We start from the raw sequence: 19754 nt of genomic DNA on the forward strand, positions 1-19754 counted from the left end.
GGCTTGCCCCCGATAGCGGTGTGTCTGCCCCCACAGATGCCCCAGGTAGGCCGCCATCGGGGGCAAGCCCCCTTCCACATTGGGGCCGCGTTCGGGTTAATTGACCGACGCATTTTCGCTTTGGCTGGCGCGACGCTTGGCGGCGGGCTCCAGTGCTTGCTTGCGCTGCTGCAGGGCCTCCAGCAAACCGAAGTCCTGCGGGAAATCGTCGACCTGGATAGCGTGGTCGGCGTATTCCACATAACGTGCGAGCAAGGCCTCTTCGTCGTCGCTGATCAAATCCAGCGCCCGCGCCTTGACGCGCCAGTCGGTAAAGGCCACGGCGGAAATCGGCATCGGCTCGAGCAGGCCTTGCTTGATGGCGGGCTTGAGCCGTGCCTCGATCAGCTCAACCTGGGGCAACAGGCGCAGTCCCAGCTCGCCATAGGCCAGCTTGTCGATTTCCGGCCGGGGGATGTAGGAATTGGCCAGCAGCCGGTCGCGGGTCTCGCCGGGGACCTGCACCACATCGGCGACCTGGGCCAGCAGGCGATCCGACGGCTTATGCAAGGGAATGCCGAACGGAAAACTCAAACCGCGCAGCACCCCGGCAGCGACTTTCGAGGGGTAATTGTCGAGCACTTCAGCCAGGGCTTCATGGGCGCGCAGCAAGGCATCCTGGGCCGCCCAATGCACCAGCGGCAGGTCCGCCTGGGGCCGACCGTCATCCTCGAAGCGCTTGAGCACGCAGGACAGGATGTAGAGCTGCGAAAGAATATCGCCCAGGCGCCCGGTGATGCTTTCCTTGCGCTTGAGGGCACCGCCCAGCACGCCCATGGAAATGTCCGAGACCAGCGCCAGCACCACCGACAGGCGATTGGCCTGACGATAGTAGGACGCCAGCGCCGGGTCGGTCTTGGCCGGGGCAGACAGCAACCGGCCACCGGTCAATGCATGCACCGCCGCACGCACGGTGTTGGCCAATACAAAGCTCACATGGCCGAACATCGCGCTGTCGAACGCCTCCAGTGCCTTGCGCCGATCCGGCTGGCGCGCCGCTTCCATCTCGCGGAACACATAGGGATGGCAGCGGATCAGGCCCTGGCCGTAGATGATCAGGCAGCGGGTCATGATGTTCGCGCCTTCCACCGTGATGGCGATGGGGCTTTGCTGATAGGCACGGGCCAGGAAGTTGTTGGGCCCCATGCAGATGCCCTTGCCGGCGACGATGTCCATGCCATCGTTGACGATCATGCGGGCGCGCTCGGTGACGTGGTATTTGGCAATGGCCGAGATCACCGAAGGTTTCTCACCGGCATCCAGGGATGCCACCGACACCTTGCGCACCGCGTCACAGGCATACAGGTGCCCGGCCATGCGCGCCAGGGGCGCCTGCACCCCTTCGAACTTGCCGATGGGCAGGCCGAACTGCTTGCGCATCGCCGCGTAGGCGGTGGTGCCACGGACGGCGACTTTGCCCAGGCCGACGTTGGCCGACGGCAGCGAAATCGCCCTGCCCGCCGCCAGGCATTCCATCAGCATGCGCCAGCCGTTGCCGACTTGTTCGCGGCCGCCGATCACCCACTCCAGCGGAATGAACACATCCTTGCCGGTGGTCGGCCCGTTCTGGAACACCGCATTCAACGGCCAATGGCGCCGTCCGCTGTTCACGCCCGGATGGGAGGTGGGAATCAACGCGCAGGTAATGCCCAGGGAACCGGCGGCACCGAGCAGACCGTCCGGGTCTTCGGCGCGAAATGCCAGGCCCAGCACCGTGGCAATCGGGCCGAGGGTGATGTAGCGCTTGTCCCAGGTCACCTTGAACCCCAGCACCTGCTCACCTTCGTGCAGGCCTTTGCACACGATGCCCACGTCGGGAATTGCGCCGGCGTCGGAGCCGGCATACGGGCTGGTCAGCGCAAAGCACGGGATGTCCTCGCCCCGCGCCAGACGCGGCAGGTAGTAGTTGCGCTGGGCGTCAGTGCCGTAATGCAGCAACAGTTCGGCGGGGCCCAGGGAGTTGGGCACCATCACCGAAATGGCCGCCGCCGAGCAGCGGGTCGACAACTTCATCACCACCTGGGAGTGCGCATAGTGGGAGAAGCCCTTGCCGCCGTACTGCTTGGGAATGATCATGCCGAGAAAGCCCGCGTCCTTGGTGTACTGCCAGCCCTCCGGGGACATGTCCTGCCACACTTGCGTGGTTTCCCAGTCATTGGCGATGTCGCACAGGGTTTCCACTTCGTTGTCGAGGAACGCCTGCTCTTCGGCACTCAGGCTGGCCGGTGCGGCTTGCAACAGGCGCTGCCAGTCAGGCTTGCCGCTGAACAGTTCGGCGTCCCACCACACGGTGCCGGATTCAATCGCCGCACGTTCGGTATCGGACATCGCCGGCATGATCGTACGAAACAGCCCCAGGGCCTTGTTGGTCAACAGCACACGGCGCAGGGGTTTGATCGCCAGCACCAGGGCCGGGAGCAGCACCAGCACCGCCGCGACGGTGATGCCGAATGCGGCTACTGCGTTAAACAGATAACCGGCCGCCAGCCATACCAGGCCAGCGCCCAGCCACAGGGTGGCGGCGGCTTGTCGATACGCCAGGGCAATCGCTGCGGCGAAACCCACCAATAACCAGATAACCATGGGATACCTCTACTTGATCCAGGGCGTGACACCTGCGGCCGCTCGGATTGAGCGACGGCTCAGGTCCACACTACAAACTTGGAAAGACAAATTCAAATTTTGTTTTGAAATTTTTATTTAATGCGTTGGCGAAGAAATAACGGGCTGAGCGGGTCAGCCTGTCAAGTCATCAACGGGTTGTATCAGCACTGCCTGCGCGACCTGTCCAGCACAGGTCGCGCGCCATCAACCGATCAAAACGCGTAGGTCGCCGAAAGGCTGACCACCTCACCCTTGGCGTCGGCTTTACCGTCAAGGGTTGCACCGCCCAGGCGATCCTGGTTGTGCGTCCTGAGCTTGGCCTTTTCGACGAATTGCCGCGAGTAGGCGCCGTCGATGCTCAAACCGGGAATCGCGCGGATGTTGTAGCCAAAGCCCAGGGAGGCGAATATCCGGTCTCCGTCGGGGATACGCGGGTCACGCGTAGAGTTGCGGGTGGGCGTCTGGTCGGTGGCGACACCGGCGCGGAAGGTGAAGTCGTCGGTAAACTTGTAATCGCCACCCAGCGACACCATCCAGGCATCCTTGTAGTTATAGGGAATCGACACGAGCTGCGTGCCCTCGGATTTCAATGTCAGCGCCTTGAACGACGACCATTGGGTCCAGGTGACGCTGGCGCCCAGGGTGAGGCGATCATTGAACTGGTGCACCCAGTCGATGGAGGCGTTGGCGGGCACGTCCAGTTGTGTCGAAGCCTTGGCGCCGTTGACGTTGAGGTCCAGTCCCGGATAAGCCAGCGCCGGCAGGCCGCCTTCGATCAGTGACTTGTTCGCCTCGTCGGCATACAGGCTGTACTTGCCTTCGAGTTTATTCTTGATTTTCGCGTGGTAATTCAGGCCCAGGGTGTCGAATTGGGTAGGCTTCCAGACCACACCGGCAAACCAGCCGACCGAGGTGTTGTCCACCTTGACCCGCATCAGCGAGGAGCCGACTCCGGAAGGGAACGGGAGACCGATCGCCGGCGACAGGGCGGCTGCGGAATACAGGTCCAGATTCTGGCTTACAAAACCTTTGGTGTGCTGGACGATGGCACCGCCACCCACCGAGAACTGGTCATTGACCTTGAACGACAGGGAGCCTGTGACACCCACCGTTTCAATGCGCGTATCGACGGCAAAGTCGCGGCCGATCCAGTCTTGATCCCACGTGGTGCGCGCACCCATCGGCACCACCTGACTCAGCCCGAATGCAAAACGGTCGTTGATCGGTATCACCATGAAACCGGTTGGCAACCAGGCGGTAAACCCGCCTTGCCCACCATCGCCGGTGCGCGGCGTGGAACTCAAATCCGTAGGGTCGACCGCCGCAGGTGCGTTGCCCGCGTAGTCCGTGGCCGTGCCCTTGTATTTAACGTTGATGCGCGCGTAATCAACGGTAAATTGAGAAATCGTATGGTCGATGAACGCCATGCCGGCCGGGTTGTTGTAGGCCGCGGAAGGATCATTCTGGAACAGTGAGCCACCCCCGAAGGCGCGCCCCCACCCGGGAGCACCGAAGGTCGGCGTGCTGAAACCGCCGGCGTGTGCGGATCCCGTTGCCGTGATAAGGCCGCCGAGAATTGCCAGGCTCAACAACGTACGTGCCTGTTGCTTTTTATTATTCATGCTCCACTCCTTATTGTTTTTATCCTCCGAGATCGGTTGTCCCGACCTGGCCTCCCGCAGCCAGTGCCCCTTACGAGGCACTGGCGTGTTTCAACGTGTGATCATCACGTCAAACGCTCACGGCCTTTATGGGGTAACGGTAAAGGCCGGGCTTGGTGTAGCGGTCAGAGCGGTAATTTTGCAGTTGCCAACGGTTTGTGTGCTTGGCACCTTCAGCTGGTTGGTGGAGTTATTGAAGCCGACATTGATGGTCACAGGCGAAGCGGAGCAATTGTTGAGAATCTGGAAATTCACGCCCGACACCGTACCGTTGAAGGCATCAGGGCCACCGCTTGCCACGTTCAATGTCCACGGCAGGCCCAACAACTTGGGTACGCCACACAGCGAGTTGGAACCGTTGACCGTTGCGCCGGTGATCGAAGCGCTCGAGCCATCCGCCGCGACGGAACCGGTGAAGGCGATGTTGCAGGTCACCGGCAGGTTCAGGGACGCGGGCGAGGTAACGGTAATCGAGCCCGATGTGGAGAACGCCGTGCCGGCAGGCGCGATAGTGGCAGCGTTGGCCACCGACACTGCACCAAGGCTCAGGGCGAACGAAGTTGCACAAACGAGGGTTTTCAAGCTTTTCATTATTTTGCCTCACATGTAATGGCGAGTTATTCGCCTGGGGTAATGACCATGAACACGAAGCCACGGGTAAAACTGCAGAGCTTCGTATTCCAGCCAAATTCAGTTAAGTCCGACAACCTTATTCAACAACTTTGAAATCAGGCGGCATCTTGATTGACACCGTTTTAATGATGCAGTCATCACCAATCGGTACATTGGCAGCCTGTAACTTGCCGGTGGCGTTATCCCACGTACCGACTGCGGTAGAAGGACCGCACTTGCCGCCCAGGCCGAAGGCATGCACATCCACGCTGATCTTCGACATCGAGCCGCTTTTTGTATCCTTTGCAATCAAGATCCAGGGCAAGTTAATAGCTTCGACCCGGCTGCACTTGAGCCCGCCATCGAACGCCACCTTGTCGATATTGACGGATGTCCCATCGGCCGCCACCTTGCCGGCCACCTTGATGGTGCAGTCGGCACTGATCAACGCGCCTTTGGAAAAGCTGATCGGGCCCTGGGCTGTAAACGCACTACCGGCAGGTTCGATACGGGCGGCCTGTGCCTGGTGACAGCCGATCAGGCCCAGCGCAGCCAATACGAAGTTAACGGTGAACTTTATAGTTATAGGAGTTACTTGCATGTTTACGCCCTTCCCTTGAAATTATTTTTCGTTCGGGTAAACAACCGCCTTGCAACTAAACTAACAAACCATCGACGTAGAAATCCTTATCGAAATATCCTTTGAAAACGCGTTTTTTATTTCAAATTAAAACGGCTTGGCTTCGCCGCTGTATTTCTCCAGATACTTCAAACGCTTTGACGGCTGAAGATTGGTCAAGGTTATATCGCCGGCATAATGATTCAATACCCGGTGGTCCATCCGTCGGCGCCACAAGTAAGGCACGTACGCCCAGACAATCATGCTTGCGTAGCCGTACGGAAGTTGCGGTGATTCATCAAAGTGGCGCAGCGACTGATAACTACGGGTTGGATTGGCATGGTGATCGGAATGCCGTTGTAACTGGAACAAAAAGATATTGGTCACAATTCGGTTGCTGTTCCAGGAGTGACGCGGCGAACAGCGCTCATAACGACCGTTGGGCAATTTCTGCCGTTTGAGGCCGTAGTGCTCGACGTAATTGACCACTTCAAGCAACGAGAAACCGTAGATGCCCTGGATAATCAGAAACGGGATCACTGCCGTGCCCAGCCAGGCAATCATTGCGCCCCAGAGCAGCACGCTGTACATCCAGGCGCTGAGCACGGCGTTCTTCCAGTGCCAGGCCGGCAGCCCGAGTTTGCGCAGGCGTTCACGCTCCAGGTTCCACGCCGAGCGTGCGCTGAACCACACCGAACGCGGCAGGAAAGCCCAGAAACTTTCACCCAGGCGCGAGCTGGCCGGGTCTTCCGGGGTAGCGACGCGCACGTGGTGGCCGCGGTTGTGTTCGGTGTAGAAGTGGCCGTAGAAGGTCGGCGCCAGGGTTACCTTGGCCAGGAACACTTCCAGTGGCTTGGGCTTGTGGCCCAGTTCGTGGGCGGTGTTGATCGCGATACCGGTGGCCGCGCCGGTAGACATCGCCATGCCCAGATAAGTGAAGCCACTGACCTGGCCGTGCAACTCGGTGCGAGAGGTGATGAACGCTACGGCTTTCGCCCACCCGCTCGACGGGTCGAGCATCGCGGTGGCCCGCAGCAAACCGCCGCCGATGATCCAGTCAATGCCGCCGGCGGCGAGCCAACCGGTGATGACCACCGAGGCGATCACAAACAGCACGCCGGTGTAGACGATCCAACGGTAATAGGTTTGGGATTCGAGGTGGCTGACGGCGGATTCGGGCGGGTTGCTGACATCCTCACCCAGCAGGCCGTCGATCAAGGGGATCACGCCGAAGATGACCAGCACACCGACCCACCACAGTTGCTGGATGCCGGTGCCGATCGCCAGGGCACCCGAGAGCAATGGGGTTGCCAGCGGCATGATACCGAGCCACCAGAGGTAGCGCTTGCCGTCGGCCCACACGCCTGGAACACTCAGAGCAGGGTTCATGGCAACCTCCGAAGGCATCCGAAGGCAGAAAAGGCAGTGGCGCAGCGCTGAACGCTGCAAGACATCAACCATGCGATAAAAGGCGTTCTTTTCATTATTTTATTCGCTCTTAGGCATTTCAAAAACTGTTTCAAATTACACATTGAAATAATTTTTTAAATAAATAGCGCGGAATCGTTAGGTCGTCAACTAGTTTATCCAGACCTTTTTTCCGTGACCGTACAGTCGCTTTTTCAGACCGTCGGCCAGGTGTCTAGGGCAAGCATTGACGCGCTGGAACCGCGAATGAAATGGCACGATTATTTGCTCGCCACGGCGAACGAAGGATGCAACACGGTGGCGGTTTGTACCGGTCGAACCCGCTTGGCGACCTGCTCGACCAGTGCCACCACGCGCTCGGTGGCGGTAATCGGCAGCATGTGCCCACGGTCTTCCACGACCTGCAGCTTCAGCCCAGGCACCCTGCTGGCCAGGCCCTGGCCATGCTTTTGAAAGTCGAGCACCTTGTCACGCGTGCCGTAGATGAGGCCGATGGGCAGCGTCAGCTGCGGGTAGCGCGTGACCATGTCCGGTAAGTGATCGTTGACCCGATTGATCTCGGTGGACGCCGCGTAGAAGTTGTCGGGACGCATCCCCAGCAGGCCACCGCCGCGCGTGGCGAAGTCCGGCGGGGCGGCATCGGGGGCGAACACGCCCTTGACCACCGTGCCCTGGGTCAGCAGGCCTATAGGCATGGTCAAGGTGCGCGACATCCAGCGACACAGCCAGGCGGGGCGCACCGCCAATGACAGGAACACCAACGGCAACATGCGCTGGGGATGGGTCAAGGGCGCCACCAGAATCAAGCCCGATACCGCGTGGGGATGATCGAGGGCCAGGGCCAGGGCAATCGCTCCGCCCAGGGAATGCCCAAGCACCAGCGGCTTGTCCAGCTTGAGGGTGTTGATGAAGGCGGCCATCTGGCGCGCCTGGGCCGGAAGATCCGCCGCCGTGCCGCGCTGCCGGGTGGAGTAGCCCGAGCCTGGCCGATCTACGCTGATAACGCGAAAATGCTCACGCAACTGACCGGATAACGCATAGGTCAGGTTGCGGCTGCTGCCCATCAGCCCGTGGATCATCACCAGCGCCGGGCCTGCGCCTTCTTCTACATAGTGAAAGCGCTCGCCATCCACTTCGACAAAGCGCCCATTGATCGGAACAGCCGTTTCAATGCGCCGTGTCATCCACGCACTGAACGCCCACAACGCAGCGCTTGCGCCCATGACCACACCCGCAGCGACAACCCACTCGACAGCCATAGCTCGGTCCTCTGCTTCCCTGCTGCTGGCGACCTGACCGGGATTGATCGAGGCCTCAACTTTCGTCCCTACCTTGGGGCCAACCTCTATGCGCGTCTGTCGGACAAGTCGCATGTATCGAACAAGACCCTGGCGGCGGCGAAATTTTCAGGTAGATTATTTAAAATCTTTTTTTAAAATAATTAATTCAATTTTTCTTTGCAATGGTGTTCTATCTAAAACACACAACAAAAACGGGAGCACATCCGATGCCCACAAAGGACAACCTATGAATGCCCACAGTGACAACGTCGACATCGCGATCATCGGCTCAGGCTTCGCCGGCCTGTGCATGGCGATCAAACTCAAGGAAGCCGGGTTCACCGATTTCTTTGTCGCCGAGCAGGCCGACAGCCTGGGCGGCACATGGCGTGACAATCACTACCCCGGCTGTGCCTGTGATGTGCAGTCCCACGTCTATTCGTTTTCGTTCGCACCCAACCCGCACTGGACGCGCCAATTTGCTCCGCAGGCGGAGATTCGCGCTTACCTGGAGCACTGCGCGCAGCGTTTCGAGCTGGCGCCGTACCTGCGCTTCGGCATGGGTTTGCAGCGGGCGGTGTTCGATGAGCAGCAACAGCGCTGGCAACTGACGTTCAGCGACGGCCGCCAGGTCAGTGCGCGCGTGCTGGTGTCGGGCATGGGCGGGCTGTCGCGCCCGGCACTGCCGGACATCCCCGGGCTGGACAGTTTCAAGGGCAAGCGTTTCCATTCGCAGCAGTGGGACCATGACTACAGCCTGAAAGGCAAACGCGTCGCGGTGATCGGCACCGGCGCCAGCGCCATTCAGTTCGTGCCGCAGATTGCACCGCACGTGGCGCACCTGGACCTGTTCCAGCGCACACCGCCCTGGATCATGCCCAAGCCCGACCGGCCGATCACCCGTACCGAACGCTGGCTGTTCAAGCATCTGCCGTTTACCCAACGGCTGGTGCGCGGCGCCTTTTATTGGGCACTGGAAGGCCGCGTGGTGGGCTTTGCCCTGCACCCGCGCTTGATGAAGATGGTGCAGAAAATCGCCCTGCGCCACCTGCGCAACCAGGTGGCCCGCCCTTCCCTGCGCAAAGTCCTGACACCGGACTACACCATCGGCTGCAAGCGTGTGCTGATCTCCAACGACTACTACCCGGCGTTGTCACGCAGTAACGTCGAGGTGGTGACCGACAACGTGCTGCGCGTCGAAGCCGATGGCGTGATCACCGCCGACGGCATCAAGCACCCCGCCGATTGCCTGATCTTTGGCACCGGGTTCCAGGCCGCCGATCCCCTGCCCCGTGACTGCATCATAGGGCGCAACGGCGTCGACCTGATGGACACCTGGCAGGACGGTGCCCACGCCTACAAGGGCACCACGGTGCCGGGCTATCCCAACCTGTTCCTGATCGTCGGGCCCAACACGGGCCTGGGGCACAACTCGATGATCCTGATGATCGAGGCCCAGGTCACTTACATCCTTGGCGCGTTGCAACAGATGCAGCGCCAGCGCATCAGCGTGGTGGACGTCAAACCTGCCGTGGAGCAGGCCTACAACGAGCAATTGCAAGGCAAGCTCAAGCGCACTATCTGGAACACCGGCGGCTGCCGCAGCTGGTACCTCGACCCGCGCACCGGCAGGAACACCACGCTGTGGCCCGGCTCGACGTGGCGCTTCAAGCAGATCACCCGGCATTTTGCGCTCAAGGACTACCTGGTCAGCCAGGCGCCGGCGGCATCGGTGCCGCGTGCGCAGCCAACCCCTCATTGCGCCACAGAAGGCAGCCTGTCATGAAGTCATTCAACGGCCGCGTGGCGGCGATCACGGGAGCGGCCTCCGGCATGGGCCGCGCATTGGCCCTGGCCCTGGCACGGGAAGGCTGCCACCTGGCCCTGGCCGACAAGAACAGCCAGGGGCTTGAGCAGACCCTGGACTTGATCAGGACCTCGACCCTGTCGCCGGTGACCGTCACCACCCAGGTGCTGGATGTAGCAGACCGCCAAGCCATGCTGGAGTGGGCGGCGCGCTGTGCGGCCGAGCACGGCCAGGTCAACCTGGTCTTCAACAATGCCGGCGTGGCGCTGTCGAGCACCGTGGAAGGCGTGGACTATGCCGACCTTGAGTGGATCGTCGGCATCAATTTCTGGGGGGTGGTGCATGGCACCAAGGCGTTCCTGCCTTACCTGAAGGCCAGCGGCGACGGGCATATCGTCAACACCTCGAGCGTATTCGGCCTGTTCGCCCAGCCAGGCATGAGCGGCTACAACGCCAGCAAATTCGCGGTGCGCGGCTTTACCGAAGCGCTGCGCCAGGAGCTGGACCTGCAACGCTGCGGCGTCTCGGCCACATGCGTGCATCCCGGCGGGATTCGCACCGATATCTGCCGCAGCAGCCGTATCGACGCGAACATGACCGGCTTTCTGATCCACAGCGAACAACAGGCGCGCGCCGATTTCGAAAAACTGTTTATCACCGACGCCGACCAGGCCGCCAAAGTCATCCTGCACGGCGTGCGCAAAAACAAGCGCCGCGTACTGATCGGCCGCGATGCCTATTTCCTCGACCTGCTCGCCCGTTGCCTGCCGGCGGCCTATCAAGCGCTGGTGGTGTTTGCCAGCAAGCGCATGGCCCCCAAACCGCGCACGCCCGTGTTTGAAACCAACGACGAGCCTCGCCTCTGAACAGGAGTACGCCCCATGTTGCCCATTCGCCGTGATATCCGCTTTGCCCTGCCCGCCGGGCGCATCACCAACTGGCATGAGCAAGGCCCGTTCGTGACGCACTTTTTCAATGCCCTGTCGCTGCTGTTTCCCCAGGGCGAGCTGTTTTTCATGGACAGCGTGCGCCATTACCGCACCCGCATCGACGATCCGGACCTGAAGAAGGAAATCCAGGGCTTCATCGGCCAGGAGGCCATGCACAGCCGTGAACACGTGGCCTACAACGAGCTGCTGCAAGCAGCGGGCCTGCCTGCGCACCGCCTCGACCGGCGCCTGAAATTTTTCCTGGATTTGCAGAAGAAACACCTGCCACCGTCATTCAATCTGGCGGTGACCATCGCCCTTGAGCACTACACCGCGATGCTCGCGGAGATCCTGCTGAGCGACCCGTCGCGGTTTGGCGATTCACTCAAGGGCTACCGGCAGATGTGGTATTGGCACGCCCTGGAAGAAACCGAACATAAGGCAGTGGCCTTTGATGTATGGAACACGGTGATCAAGCCTGGGCCCGGGCGCTACTTGCTGCGCACCGGCACCATGCTGTTCACCACGGTGCTTTTTTGGCTGGTGGTGTTCGACTTCCACGTGCGCCTGCTGATTGCCGACCGCAAGTCGGGAGGGCTGGTGAAGGGGTGCTGGCGCATGCTCAAGTTTCTGTATGGCCCCAAGGGCGTGTTTCCCCGCATGCTGCGGCCATGGCTGCACTATTTCAAACCGGGTTTTCACCCATGGGATCATGACAATCGTGCCCGGCTGCAGGGGATCGATGGGCTGGTCGAGGAGATTGAACAGACCAATCGGGCCTACGAGGCCGCCTAGACGGCGTGAAAATGTGGGAGCCCACCCGCTCCCACATTCAAACCGGGCGCCTTGCCCACCTGATCAAGCCAACGCGGCGCGCTCGCGCACAAACTGCGGCACCTCATCCCCCGGCAACGCCCTGCTGAAATACCATCCCTGAATAAACAACTCGGCTCCCGTATTCAGGAACGCCAGTTGCTCGGCGGTCTCGACCCCTTCCACCACCACGCCCAGGTTCAATGCCTCGCAGAAACGCAGCATGCCCGTCAGTACCTGCGCGCCCTTGGGATCGTGCTGGGCGACCACGAAGCTGCGATCGATCTTGATGAAATCGACCGGAAACTGGTGCAGGTAACTCAACGCCGAAAACCCGGTGCCAAAATCATCGATATACACCTTCGCCCCCAACGCCTGCAGTTTGCCAATGGTCTGACGGGCGGCCTGGATATCGCTGACCAGCGCGTCTTCAGTGATCTCCACCGACACCCAGCCGTGGGCCTGGGCGAGAATCTCCACCAGGCGATCACCATAGGCCGCGTCCTTGAGCGTGAAGCTGGACACATTAATGGTGATGGGCAATTCAAACCCGGCCTTCTTCCACTTTTGATGTTGACGCACGGCCTGGGACGCCACCCACACGTCCACGTCGGGCATCAACCGCGCCTGCGCCAGCCATTGCAGGAACTCCCAGGGCGAATGCACCGTGCCCTGGGCGTCCCGAGCCCGCATCAAGGCCTCGCAGCCGGTGCACAGGCCGGTACGGGTGGAGACTTGGGGCTGAAACTCAAGATAGAAATCGTAATCGCTGATCTGCTGGATGCGGCTCAGCTCAATGGCCTGGCGGGCCAGGGTGCGATGGGAAGCCAGGATCGGGTCGAACTCCAGCAACCGGCCTTTCTCCTCAAGGCCGCGAAAGGTCATGTCCAGTGACTTGAGGTACACCGTGCCGCCCTCACTGGCCTGGCGATGAATCGCCCGTACATAAGGCGCATACACCAGCGTGCCCAGGCCCGTCAGCACGATCTGCAGCACCACGGCGGCGACGTCGCCATGGGTACTGAGGTAGGCATTGAGCAACACCGGCGCGGTAAACGGCACGCTGGCCACTGCCGGCGACACCCAGCCCAATTGCACCACTGCCAACGCCACCATCGCGTTCAACGCCGGCACCAACAGAAACGGGATGAACAAGCGCGGGTTGAGGATGATCGGCAAACCGAACAACAGCACTTCGCTGACATTGAATAACGACAGCGGCAAGCTGGCCATCGCCAGCAACCGCATGGACCGGCTCCTGGAAAACAGCAGGATAGCCAGGAGCAGGCACAATGCGCTGCCCGACCCGCCGATAAACGCGAAGCTGCCCAACAGGCCACTGTTGAGCAGATACCGCACCGGCTCCCCCGCAGCCAGCGCCGCAGCGTTGAGCGTCACGGCCTGATCCAGCACATCGAACAGCGGCTGCAGGGCGTACACACCGTGAATGCCAAAAAACCACAACAGCGAGTTCATCAAGGTCACGAACAAACCGCTGCCATAGGGCGCCTGTAACGCATTGAGCACCTGCGGCCCCTGCCACTGCGCCACGTAGGGGATCTGCAGCAGCAACGACAGCACCACCACCCATGCCAACACGCTGATCGCGCCGGGCAGCACCATGTTGATGGTGCCTTTGAGGTTGTGTCCGATCAGGTCTTCATGGACCAGGCGTGTCCAGCGAAAACGGTGCAGCCAGGCAACGGCGGGCACATTGATCAGCGGCGACGCGATGGCAATGAACAACAGAAAGGTGGCCGACGCCCGAGGGTATTCACTCAACAGAAACGTGGCCACCACCACATGGGTAAGGCACAAGAAGGCGATCGGCAGCTGTGGCAAGCGGTGCTGAATGGCTAGCATGTAACCGATGGAGGCGGCGACCAGCAGCGGGATGACCGCGCTGATGCGGTCATGCAGACCTGCCAGGAAGCTGACGGTCTGAGGGCTGAACCCAAGCATCCTGGCGCATTCGGACAGGATAAGGAAACCGGCGGAGACCAGCAGGCAAGGCAGGATCCACAACAATCCCTCGCGAATCGCACGCAACGACTCGATACTGGCCAGGGCCGCCAGGCGCTGGGTAAGGAAAAGTTTGAACGGCGTTTGCGCCATGAGCCTCCCTCTGCCCGTATTCACGGGTTCTGGAGATCAGCGCCGGAATACGCGTCAACGCTACACGCCCTTATGCACGGAGCGAAAGCTTTTTGCCATCGCCACTGGCGCTTTCGGCGAAAAACTCGGAGGCACAGGAAAATACCCACATAAAAAATCGAACTTTCTGACGTGTACCGCTCCCTAATCCTGCCTGAGTCGGTATCATCCGCAGCTTTCCGTGTGTCGAAGGATGTTACAACCTGGCTAACGCCGGGTGTCTACTCAGGGAATACGGCCTGGATGAAAGCAGGCACAAAGGAGAGAGCTTTACCATGCACGATAAGCAGTCCAGCCCCATGCGTCCCCTGTTCGTCACCATCCTGTTGTGGTTGTGCAGTGTGGTGCTGTTATTTGTGATCAAGAATGTCATCGAACTGTTTACCGGGCCCGTCGCCGAAACCTGGATAGACCTGGCGTTGGTGCTCGTCGCCTACCTGATGTTCTTTTTATTGGCGCCGGTGCAGCGCTGGATTCAGCGCAGGTCGCGCAAGCGCGCTCGGCGTCACGTCGGCAGGCACGCGCCCGACGTCGACACCCATCCCTCTCACTGAGGGCCTGGCGTTGTCGGCACCTGGCGATAACTATCAACGCGCACTGGACCGGTTCCTGCGCGAACACCCGGACGTGGCCGCCGAGCTGGACAGCCTCAACCCCCTGGCCGCCCAAGCCAGGGGGGAAAGCGTGGCGCAGTATCGTACCGAACGTCTATACGAAGCATTCGAGGCGCAGGCCGAGCGCGAAGGCATGTTCGCCTGGGAGCTGACCCTCAAGCTGACGACCGAAAACAGCGAAGCCTTCGAAGCCCAGCGCCTTGAGGTGCATAAGGAAGTCGCGCAGATGGCCGGCATGAGCTGGGCCGACTACTGCCAACTGCATGACTTGAGCGGCTGACGCGGCGGCCAGCCGTACCAGCGAGGCCGCTTGCAACCGATGGCCTCGCGCAATTCGGCCACCGTCAGGGTCCGCCGTTGCGGGTCCGCTGCCAACGCGGTGTGCAGTGCCGGCCAGCAACGCCGGGGCAACTGCGTGGGCCGTGACAGTCTGTGGCCCGGCGGGTAATCGTCACGGCGACGCCCCTGGGCCAGCTCATACAGAACACACGCCACACCATACAGGTCGGCCGCGGGCGTCAACGTGCCACCGGCGAGTAACTCAGGCGCTGCATAGGCGCGAGTCCAGGCATTCAAGCGGCTGCGACTCACACTCGGCAAGTCCGCCGTGGTTTGCACAATGGACTGCCCCAGGCCGAAATCGAACAGGCGCACGCCCTCTTCTCCCACGATGACATTGGCCGGTTTGATATCGCCATGCAGCACGTTGTGTTGATGGGCGTAAGCCAACGCATCCAGCAGTTGCAGGGCAATCGGTTGCAGTTCGGACCAGGGCAGTCCGTCGGGACATTCCAGCAGCAACCGGTCAAGCGTCATGCCATGCAGCAGCTCCATGGTGAAAAAAGCGATCTGGCTGCAGGTATCGACCTCAAACGAATACATCCTCACTACGTGTTCGTGGCGCAGGCGACGAGACAACGCAAACTCGCTGTGCAGCAATACATGGGCATCCGGGCACGCCGATAAAGACTCGTCCAGCAGCTTGAGCGCCACACCCGAACAAGGTTCGCCGAACTGCTCCTGCAACAGATCGCGCGCGCGGTACACCACGCCCATTCCACCCCGGCCCAAGACGTGCTCAAGATGGTAGCGCCCGACCAGCAACACCGGAGTCGATCCTGTCTTCATGACTGCACCACCACGGCGGTCAGGTCGTCGCGCGCCGGAGTGTGCAGCGCGCTGGCGAACAATCTGTCCACGACCTGTCGCGGCCCGCCCGCGCTCAACGCCCGGCCCAGTTCGGCATGGCTGAGGGCCTGGTAGAGACCATCGCTGCACAGTAAAAATACATCGCCGGGGCGGGTCCTGAGCTCCAGCACCTCCAGCCGCAAGGGCGAGTGCCCGCCAACCGCACGGGTCAAGGCTCTGGCATCAGGGTGAGCGCGAGCCTGGGTTGCACTCAGCCGACGCTCGTCCATAAGACGCTGCAACAGCGAATGATCCCGGGACAGCTGGTACAGGGTCTGCTCGCGCCACAGATAACAGCGGCTGTCCCCCGCCCACACACACGCCGCACGCCCGTGCTCCAGCAATAGCGTCACCACCGTGCTGCCTGTCATGGCATTGCCGGATGCCCCTGGCGCCTGCCGCGCATTCGCCAGCCGCTGATTGACACCCTGCAAGCTCTGCCGGACCGCATCGACCCGCTGATCAAGACTGCCCCGCGCGGGCAACGCAGCCAGGCTGCCGATCACCCACTGGCTGGCGACATCGCCGTGCCGGTGCCCGCCCATGCCGTCCGCCACGGCCCAACAGCCCAGCTGAGGGCAATCGAGCAAGGCATCCTCATTACGCGGCCGTGATTGCCCGCGCTGTGTACGCCCGGCACTGCGCCATGTGGGGCTCACAGTTGTTCCGGCAGGCGAAAGGTGCGCCACGTGTCCATTTCAAATGGGCTGGGTGTTCGCTGGCTCGCCAGCAGGTAATGGACGCGCAGCCCGGCCAGGTCGGCCTTGACGATCTGCGCGTTGCCGCCGGTGGCCGGCTCTCGGTGCAGCAGGTCGAAAAACCGGAACAACGACCAGGCGCCGGTGTTCTTCTCGATACCCAGGGGCCGCAGTTCGGCGCCTCTCTCCAGCACGAGGCTGGCACGACCGTTGTCCGCTTCGATGGGCCAGCGAAACGCCATGGGGATGATCGGGCCGTGCCGGTATTCCAGCTGCTGTCCACCCAAGCGCAAAGTCGCGCGGTTGACCGACTGATCCAGACTGTAGGGCGCCAGGGTAAAACGCACGGCCAGCTCGCCCTGCTCCTCGGTGAAGAAGCCACGCCGGATAAGCTGGGCTTTCGTCAGTTGATCCAGCAGCGAGCGCGAGATGGGTAAACCCTGCCCGTCCAGTCCGCGTAACCGGTAGCGCGTGCCATCGGCGCTGACAAAAGAACGCAGGTACGCCTCGTAAAAACGCGCCAGGACACCCTGGGGTTTGAAAAACTCGCGAAAATCCTCAAGGGCCACATCACTCGTGGCGTGGGCAGTGAACGGATACCGTTGGCGAATCGTCCTGGCGTAAAGACCCTGCACCTCGCTCTGGTAGTGCTGATTGACGTGGGCGTAGGCCTGGTCCAGCACGTGGCGCCAGGTTTCTTCGGCAATCCCTTCGACCCAACCGGCCAGCGGAAGCGGCAGACGGGCAGCCGTTTCACGCAGGTCGCCCAGCACGTCCTGCTGGCCGTCCATGCGCCGCTTTGCCCGTAAAAAAGCCGCCTGCTCAGGCGAACCCTCACGGTTCAGCGCCGCCAATTGCAGGTGCAATTGGTCGAGCAGGCCCAACCCCCGGGCCAGCTCGGCGCCGGGATTCTGCTGCTCGTCCAGCAATTGATGCAGCGGTTCAAACCGCCGCTGCAACGCCCGGCGCGCCGAGTCGCCCAGGCTTGCCTGCCCCTGCGCCAACGCGGCCTTGGCAATGGAGCCCAACGCACCTGCCGGCTGGGCCGCCGTGGTCGGCAACTCCAGGCCAGGCAGTAAACGGGTGTTCTCACGAAGCTGCTGCAATAACAGCAGTACCGGCGACTGCGCCGAGGTCAGCCCCGCGAGCCGTTCGGCATCCCCGCGAAGGCTGTCGGTTGGCAACAGCCTGACACGCCCGAGCACGTCGCTCCAGGCCTGGGCGTATTCGCTGAAGTAGCGCTGTTGCAGTTCGGTCATCAGACGCTGCAAATCTTCGGCGCTCAAGTCAGTGCCTTCCCCCAGGACCCAATTATCCTGGGCGATGGCGTTCACCAGCCTGGGACCCTGAGTCTCGAAATACTGCACATACCTTTTGGTGTAGAAACCGGGAACAGAGGGCTCGATGGCCGCAAATACCTTGCCCTCGGCCAGGCGCAACGGCTCCAGGTCGCGCGATTGTTCGCGCAGTACTCGATACACCACATCGGCCAATGACTCTCCCCGCAGCGCGGCACGCGCCTGGGCCACCAACTCGTCATTGAGCGGTGCTGAAAATGGCTGTTCGAGCAGTCGCGCCCAATGTTCATTCAGGCGCGTCTGTACCGGCATATCACCGGCAAACCGCAGCGACCAATAGCTCGCCATATGCTGCGCCAGCCACGCGGTCTCACGCCGCTCGCGCAGATTGAGCATCAGGTACGCACGCAGGTTGTCGAGCAGGCGTTCCCTGTCGCCAAGGCTGGCGCGTACCTGCTCTTCCAGCAGGGCCGCGGTGCGGCCCAGCAGTCGCTGCTGCAACGCCTGCTCATAGGCGCGCGTCACCCATGGACGGCTGACCTCGCCTTGATACAGGCCGGCACGCTCAATCAGCGCAGTGTCGCCTGCGGGGGAAAACACCCGGGTTGCCGCCCAGCGCGCGTCCAGCAGCGCCAGGGTCGTCAAGGTTTCATCGCTACCTGGGGCAACGGGTGCGCTGAGTGCAGCGATCCGAGCCAAACGCTGCTGGTTGATCGCGTAACTGTGCATCCACAGCCCACCGGCACACGCCAGAACCAGCGCAGCGGCACTCCCCAGCAAGCCGTTGCGCCGCCAGATGCGCTGTCGCTCGCGGCTCTGCAACGCGGCCAGATCCGCCTCGGCAAAAATCACCCGGCTGAACAGCCCCTGCACGAAATAGCCGCGCCTGTCACTGGCACTGGTCAGGTAGAACCCGCGTAAACCGTTGCTGCGCTGGTCGCGATGGGCACCGAACACCCACTCGATGAACAGGCACAACTGCTCGCCCATTCGCGCCGCCTGCCGGGGAAGCTCAAGCATCTGCCTGCGACGCTCGACATCGCGTTCCTGGTGCAATCGCTCGATCAATTCGGTGTGCAAACGTTGCAGCAACTGCTCGAACGCCTGGCGAACCCGGGTCATGTCATTGCCCGCCTTGTCAGCCTCCAGCGGCTGGCCCAGCACCGCGTCGACATCGTCCGCCGAGGGTGAGTCGAAGTACTCGGTGAACCCCGACAGTCGATCAGCCTGGGTCAACACCAGGTAGACGGGTACATCCACATGCAGCACCTGCTGGATTTCCTGCAGGCGTGAACGCACGTGGCGTGCCGATTGCTCCAGATCGTGCTCGTTAGCGCTCAGAAGGCTGTCCGCCGAAAGCGTCACCACCACGCCGTTGAGCGGACGCACTCGGTGCCGCCACTTCAGCCGGTTCAACAGTGTGGTCCAGCCGGCGACATCCACCGAACGGTCGGGTTGAAGCAGATAGCGCCCTGGCGTGTCGATGAGCACAGCGTCGTCGGCAAAGTACCAGTCACACTGTGCGCTGCTGCCCGTGTCCATCTGATCGAGCGGTGACCGCAACCCGGCGGCTTCCAACAGCCGGGTCTTGCCACTGCGCGGTTCACCGATCACCAAATACCAGGGCAAGTCATGGCGCCAGCGCGCATTACGCTCTGCATAGCGAGGGGAGGTTTTCAACCGGTGCAGCGCTTCCCTGAAACGGCCATGGACGTACTTGCGCTCCTCCTCCACCGCCGCCAGCGCAGGTTGACTCGCGGGCGAATCCGGCGTTTCGCGTGCGGCGGCGCGTCGCCCATCCGCCATGACCATCGCCAACCCCCACAGCAGAAACAAAACGCTGATGGTGACCAGGCGGGCAGTCGCGCCCTGCCAGAACCGATGGTCGTCCACAGCCAGCAGCGGCCCGACACACCACACCAGCACAGCGCAGCAAAGCACCAGTATCAGGCTCCAAACCCAGACTCTGCCCAGCACGGCGCCCACGCCCTTGAAAAATGCGTTCATTCA

General features: G+C 61.6%; 15 protein-coding genes. 5 read left to right on the forward strand and 10 right to left on the reverse strand.

The annotated features are described in order from the left end of the window. Positions 1-96: 96 nt before the first annotated feature. From BFQ00_RS21030 to BFQ00_RS21055, 6 genes are all read right to left on the reverse strand, one after another. A complete protein-coding gene (locus tag BFQ00_RS21030) occupies positions 97-2622 on the reverse strand; it encodes an acyl-CoA dehydrogenase (protein ID WP_065934622.1) in 2526 nt (841 codons plus the stop codon). A gap of 233 nt (positions 2623-2855) precedes the next feature. After that, on the reverse strand, positions 2856-4265 hold the full coding sequence (locus tag BFQ00_RS21035) for an outer membrane protein transport protein (protein WP_065934623.1): 1410 nt from the start codon (positions 4263-4265) through the stop codon (positions 2856-2858). A gap of 126 nt (positions 4266-4391) precedes the next feature. Further along, positions 4392-4895 (reverse strand): alkane oxidation protein activator PraB, encoded by a 504-nt coding sequence (gene praB / locus BFQ00_RS28465; RefSeq protein ID WP_163003387.1) that lies wholly within the window; start codon positions 4893-4895, stop codon positions 4392-4394. Positions 4896-5013: 118 nt separating this feature from the next. Further along, the gene (praA, locus tag BFQ00_RS21045; protein WP_065934624.1) at positions 5014-5517 is read right to left on the reverse strand and encodes an alkane oxidation protein activator PraA; all 504 of its coding nucleotides are present in this window, start codon (positions 5515-5517) and stop codon (positions 5014-5016) included. A gap of 126 nt (positions 5518-5643) precedes the next feature. Continuing rightward, positions 5644-6924: an alkane 1-monooxygenase gene (locus BFQ00_RS21050; protein ID WP_065934625.1), complete on the reverse strand. Its 1281-nt coding sequence runs from the start codon at positions 6922-6924 to the stop codon at positions 5644-5646. A gap of 299 nt (positions 6925-7223) precedes the next feature. After that, entirely contained in the window at positions 7224-8222 is a 999-nt protein-coding gene (locus BFQ00_RS21055; RefSeq protein WP_065934626.1) for an alpha/beta fold hydrolase, read from the reverse strand. Between the two features lie 268 nt (positions 8223-8490). On the opposite strand from BFQ00_RS21055, the gene BFQ00_RS21060 reads away from it, so the two are divergent. The 3 genes from BFQ00_RS21060 to BFQ00_RS21070 are packed head-to-tail and all read left to right on the forward strand — an operon-like array spanning position 8491 to position 11774. Further along, entirely contained in the window at positions 8491-10029 is a 1539-nt protein-coding gene (locus BFQ00_RS21060) for a flavin-containing monooxygenase (RefSeq protein WP_065934627.1), read from the forward strand. After that, positions 10026-10916: an SDR family NAD(P)-dependent oxidoreductase gene (locus BFQ00_RS21065; RefSeq protein ID WP_065934628.1), complete on the forward strand. Its 891-nt coding sequence runs from the start codon at positions 10026-10028 to the stop codon at positions 10914-10916. The genes BFQ00_RS21060 and BFQ00_RS21065 overlap by 4 nt, the downstream gene beginning before the upstream one ends. A 15-nt stretch (positions 10917-10931) precedes the next feature. Continuing rightward, entirely contained in the window at positions 10932-11774 is an 843-nt protein-coding gene (locus BFQ00_RS21070; protein WP_065887430.1) for a metal-dependent hydrolase, read from the forward strand. A gap of 63 nt (positions 11775-11837) precedes the next feature. On the opposite strand, the gene BFQ00_RS21075 is transcribed toward BFQ00_RS21070, so the two are convergent. Beyond that, a complete protein-coding gene (locus BFQ00_RS21075; protein ID WP_065934629.1) occupies positions 11838-13907 on the reverse strand; it encodes a PTS sugar transporter subunit IIC/EAL domain-containing protein in 2070 nt (689 codons plus the stop codon). Positions 13908-14221: 314 nt separating this feature from the next. Here BFQ00_RS21075 and BFQ00_RS21080 point away from each other — a divergent pair, with 314 nt between their 5' ends. Further along, positions 14222-14500, forward strand: a complete 279-nt coding sequence (locus BFQ00_RS21080) for a hypothetical protein (protein WP_065893066.1) — start codon at positions 14222-14224, stop codon at positions 14498-14500. A 10-nt stretch (positions 14501-14510) separates the two neighbouring features. Next, positions 14511-14840: a DUF6388 family protein gene (locus BFQ00_RS21085; RefSeq protein WP_065934630.1), complete on the forward strand. Its 330-nt coding sequence runs from the start codon at positions 14511-14513 to the stop codon at positions 14838-14840. Here BFQ00_RS21085 and BFQ00_RS21090 read toward each other — a convergent pair. The 3 genes from BFQ00_RS21090 to tssM are packed head-to-tail and all read right to left on the reverse strand — an operon-like array spanning position 14810 to position 19751. Next, on the reverse strand, positions 14810-15688 hold the full coding sequence (locus tag BFQ00_RS21090; RefSeq protein ID WP_065934631.1) for a serine/threonine-protein kinase: 879 nt from the start codon (positions 15686-15688) through the stop codon (positions 14810-14812). The two genes, BFQ00_RS21085 and BFQ00_RS21090, sit on opposite strands and share 31 nt — an antisense overlap. Beyond that, entirely contained in the window at positions 15685-16407 is a 723-nt protein-coding gene (locus tag BFQ00_RS21095) for a PP2C family protein-serine/threonine phosphatase (protein ID WP_065934632.1), read from the reverse strand. The genes BFQ00_RS21090 and BFQ00_RS21095 overlap by 4 nt, the downstream gene beginning before the upstream one ends. Beyond that, positions 16404-19751, reverse strand: a complete 3348-nt coding sequence (gene tssM, locus BFQ00_RS21100; protein WP_065934633.1) for a type VI secretion system membrane subunit TssM — start codon at positions 19749-19751, stop codon at positions 16404-16406. Before tssM ends, BFQ00_RS21095 begins: the two co-directional genes overlap by 4 nt. Between the last annotated feature and the right edge of the window lie 3 nt (positions 19752-19754).

Source organism: Pseudomonas sp. 28 E 9 (assembly GCF_900004785.1).
In the GTDB taxonomy this organism is placed as follows: domain Bacteria; phylum Pseudomonadota; class Gammaproteobacteria; order Pseudomonadales; family Pseudomonadaceae; genus Aquipseudomonas; species Aquipseudomonas orientalis_A.

What these genes read in the sequence shown, in the direction of transcription:
- BFQ00_RS21090 (WP_065934631.1), bottom strand. Translation starts at nt 15,688, where the DNA reads ATGAAGACAGGATCGACTCCGGTGTTGCTGGTCGGGCGCTACCATCTT.
- BFQ00_RS21070 (WP_065887430.1), top strand. Translation starts at nt 10,932, where the DNA reads ATGTTGCCCATTCGCCGTGATATCCGCTTTGCCCTGCCCGCCGGGCGC.
- BFQ00_RS21065 (WP_065934628.1), top strand. Translation starts at nt 10,026, where the DNA reads ATGAAGTCATTCAACGGCCGCGTGGCGGCGATCACGGGAGCGGCCTCC.
- BFQ00_RS21050 (WP_065934625.1), bottom strand. Translation starts at nt 6,924, where the DNA reads ATGAACCCTGCTCTGAGTGTTCCAGGCGTGTGGGCCGACGGCAAGCGC.
- BFQ00_RS21075 (WP_065934629.1), bottom strand. Translation starts at nt 13,907, where the DNA reads ATGGCGCAAACGCCGTTCAAACTTTTCCTTACCCAGCGCCTGGCGGCC.
- praB (WP_163003387.1), bottom strand. Translation starts at nt 4,895, where the DNA reads ATGAAAAGCTTGAAAACCCTCGTTTGTGCAACTTCGTTCGCCCTGAGC.
- BFQ00_RS21035 (WP_065934623.1), bottom strand. Translation starts at nt 4,265, where the DNA reads ATGAATAATAAAAAGCAACAGGCACGTACGTTGTTGAGCCTGGCAATT.
- BFQ00_RS21030 (WP_065934622.1), bottom strand. Translation starts at nt 2,622, where the DNA reads ATGGTTATCTGGTTATTGGTGGGTTTCGCCGCAGCGATTGCCCTGGCG.
- BFQ00_RS21080 (WP_065893066.1), top strand. Translation starts at nt 14,222, where the DNA reads ATGCACGATAAGCAGTCCAGCCCCATGCGTCCCCTGTTCGTCACCATC.
- praA (WP_065934624.1), bottom strand. Translation starts at nt 5,517, where the DNA reads ATGCAAGTAACTCCTATAACTATAAAGTTCACCGTTAACTTCGTATTG.
- BFQ00_RS21055 (WP_065934626.1), bottom strand. Translation starts at nt 8,222, where the DNA reads ATGGCTGTCGAGTGGGTTGTCGCTGCGGGTGTGGTCATGGGCGCAAGC.
- tssM (WP_065934633.1), bottom strand. Translation starts at nt 19,751, where the DNA reads ATGAACGCATTTTTCAAGGGCGTGGGCGCCGTGCTGGGCAGAGTCTGG.
- BFQ00_RS21060 (WP_065934627.1), top strand. Translation starts at nt 8,491, where the DNA reads ATGAATGCCCACAGTGACAACGTCGACATCGCGATCATCGGCTCAGGC.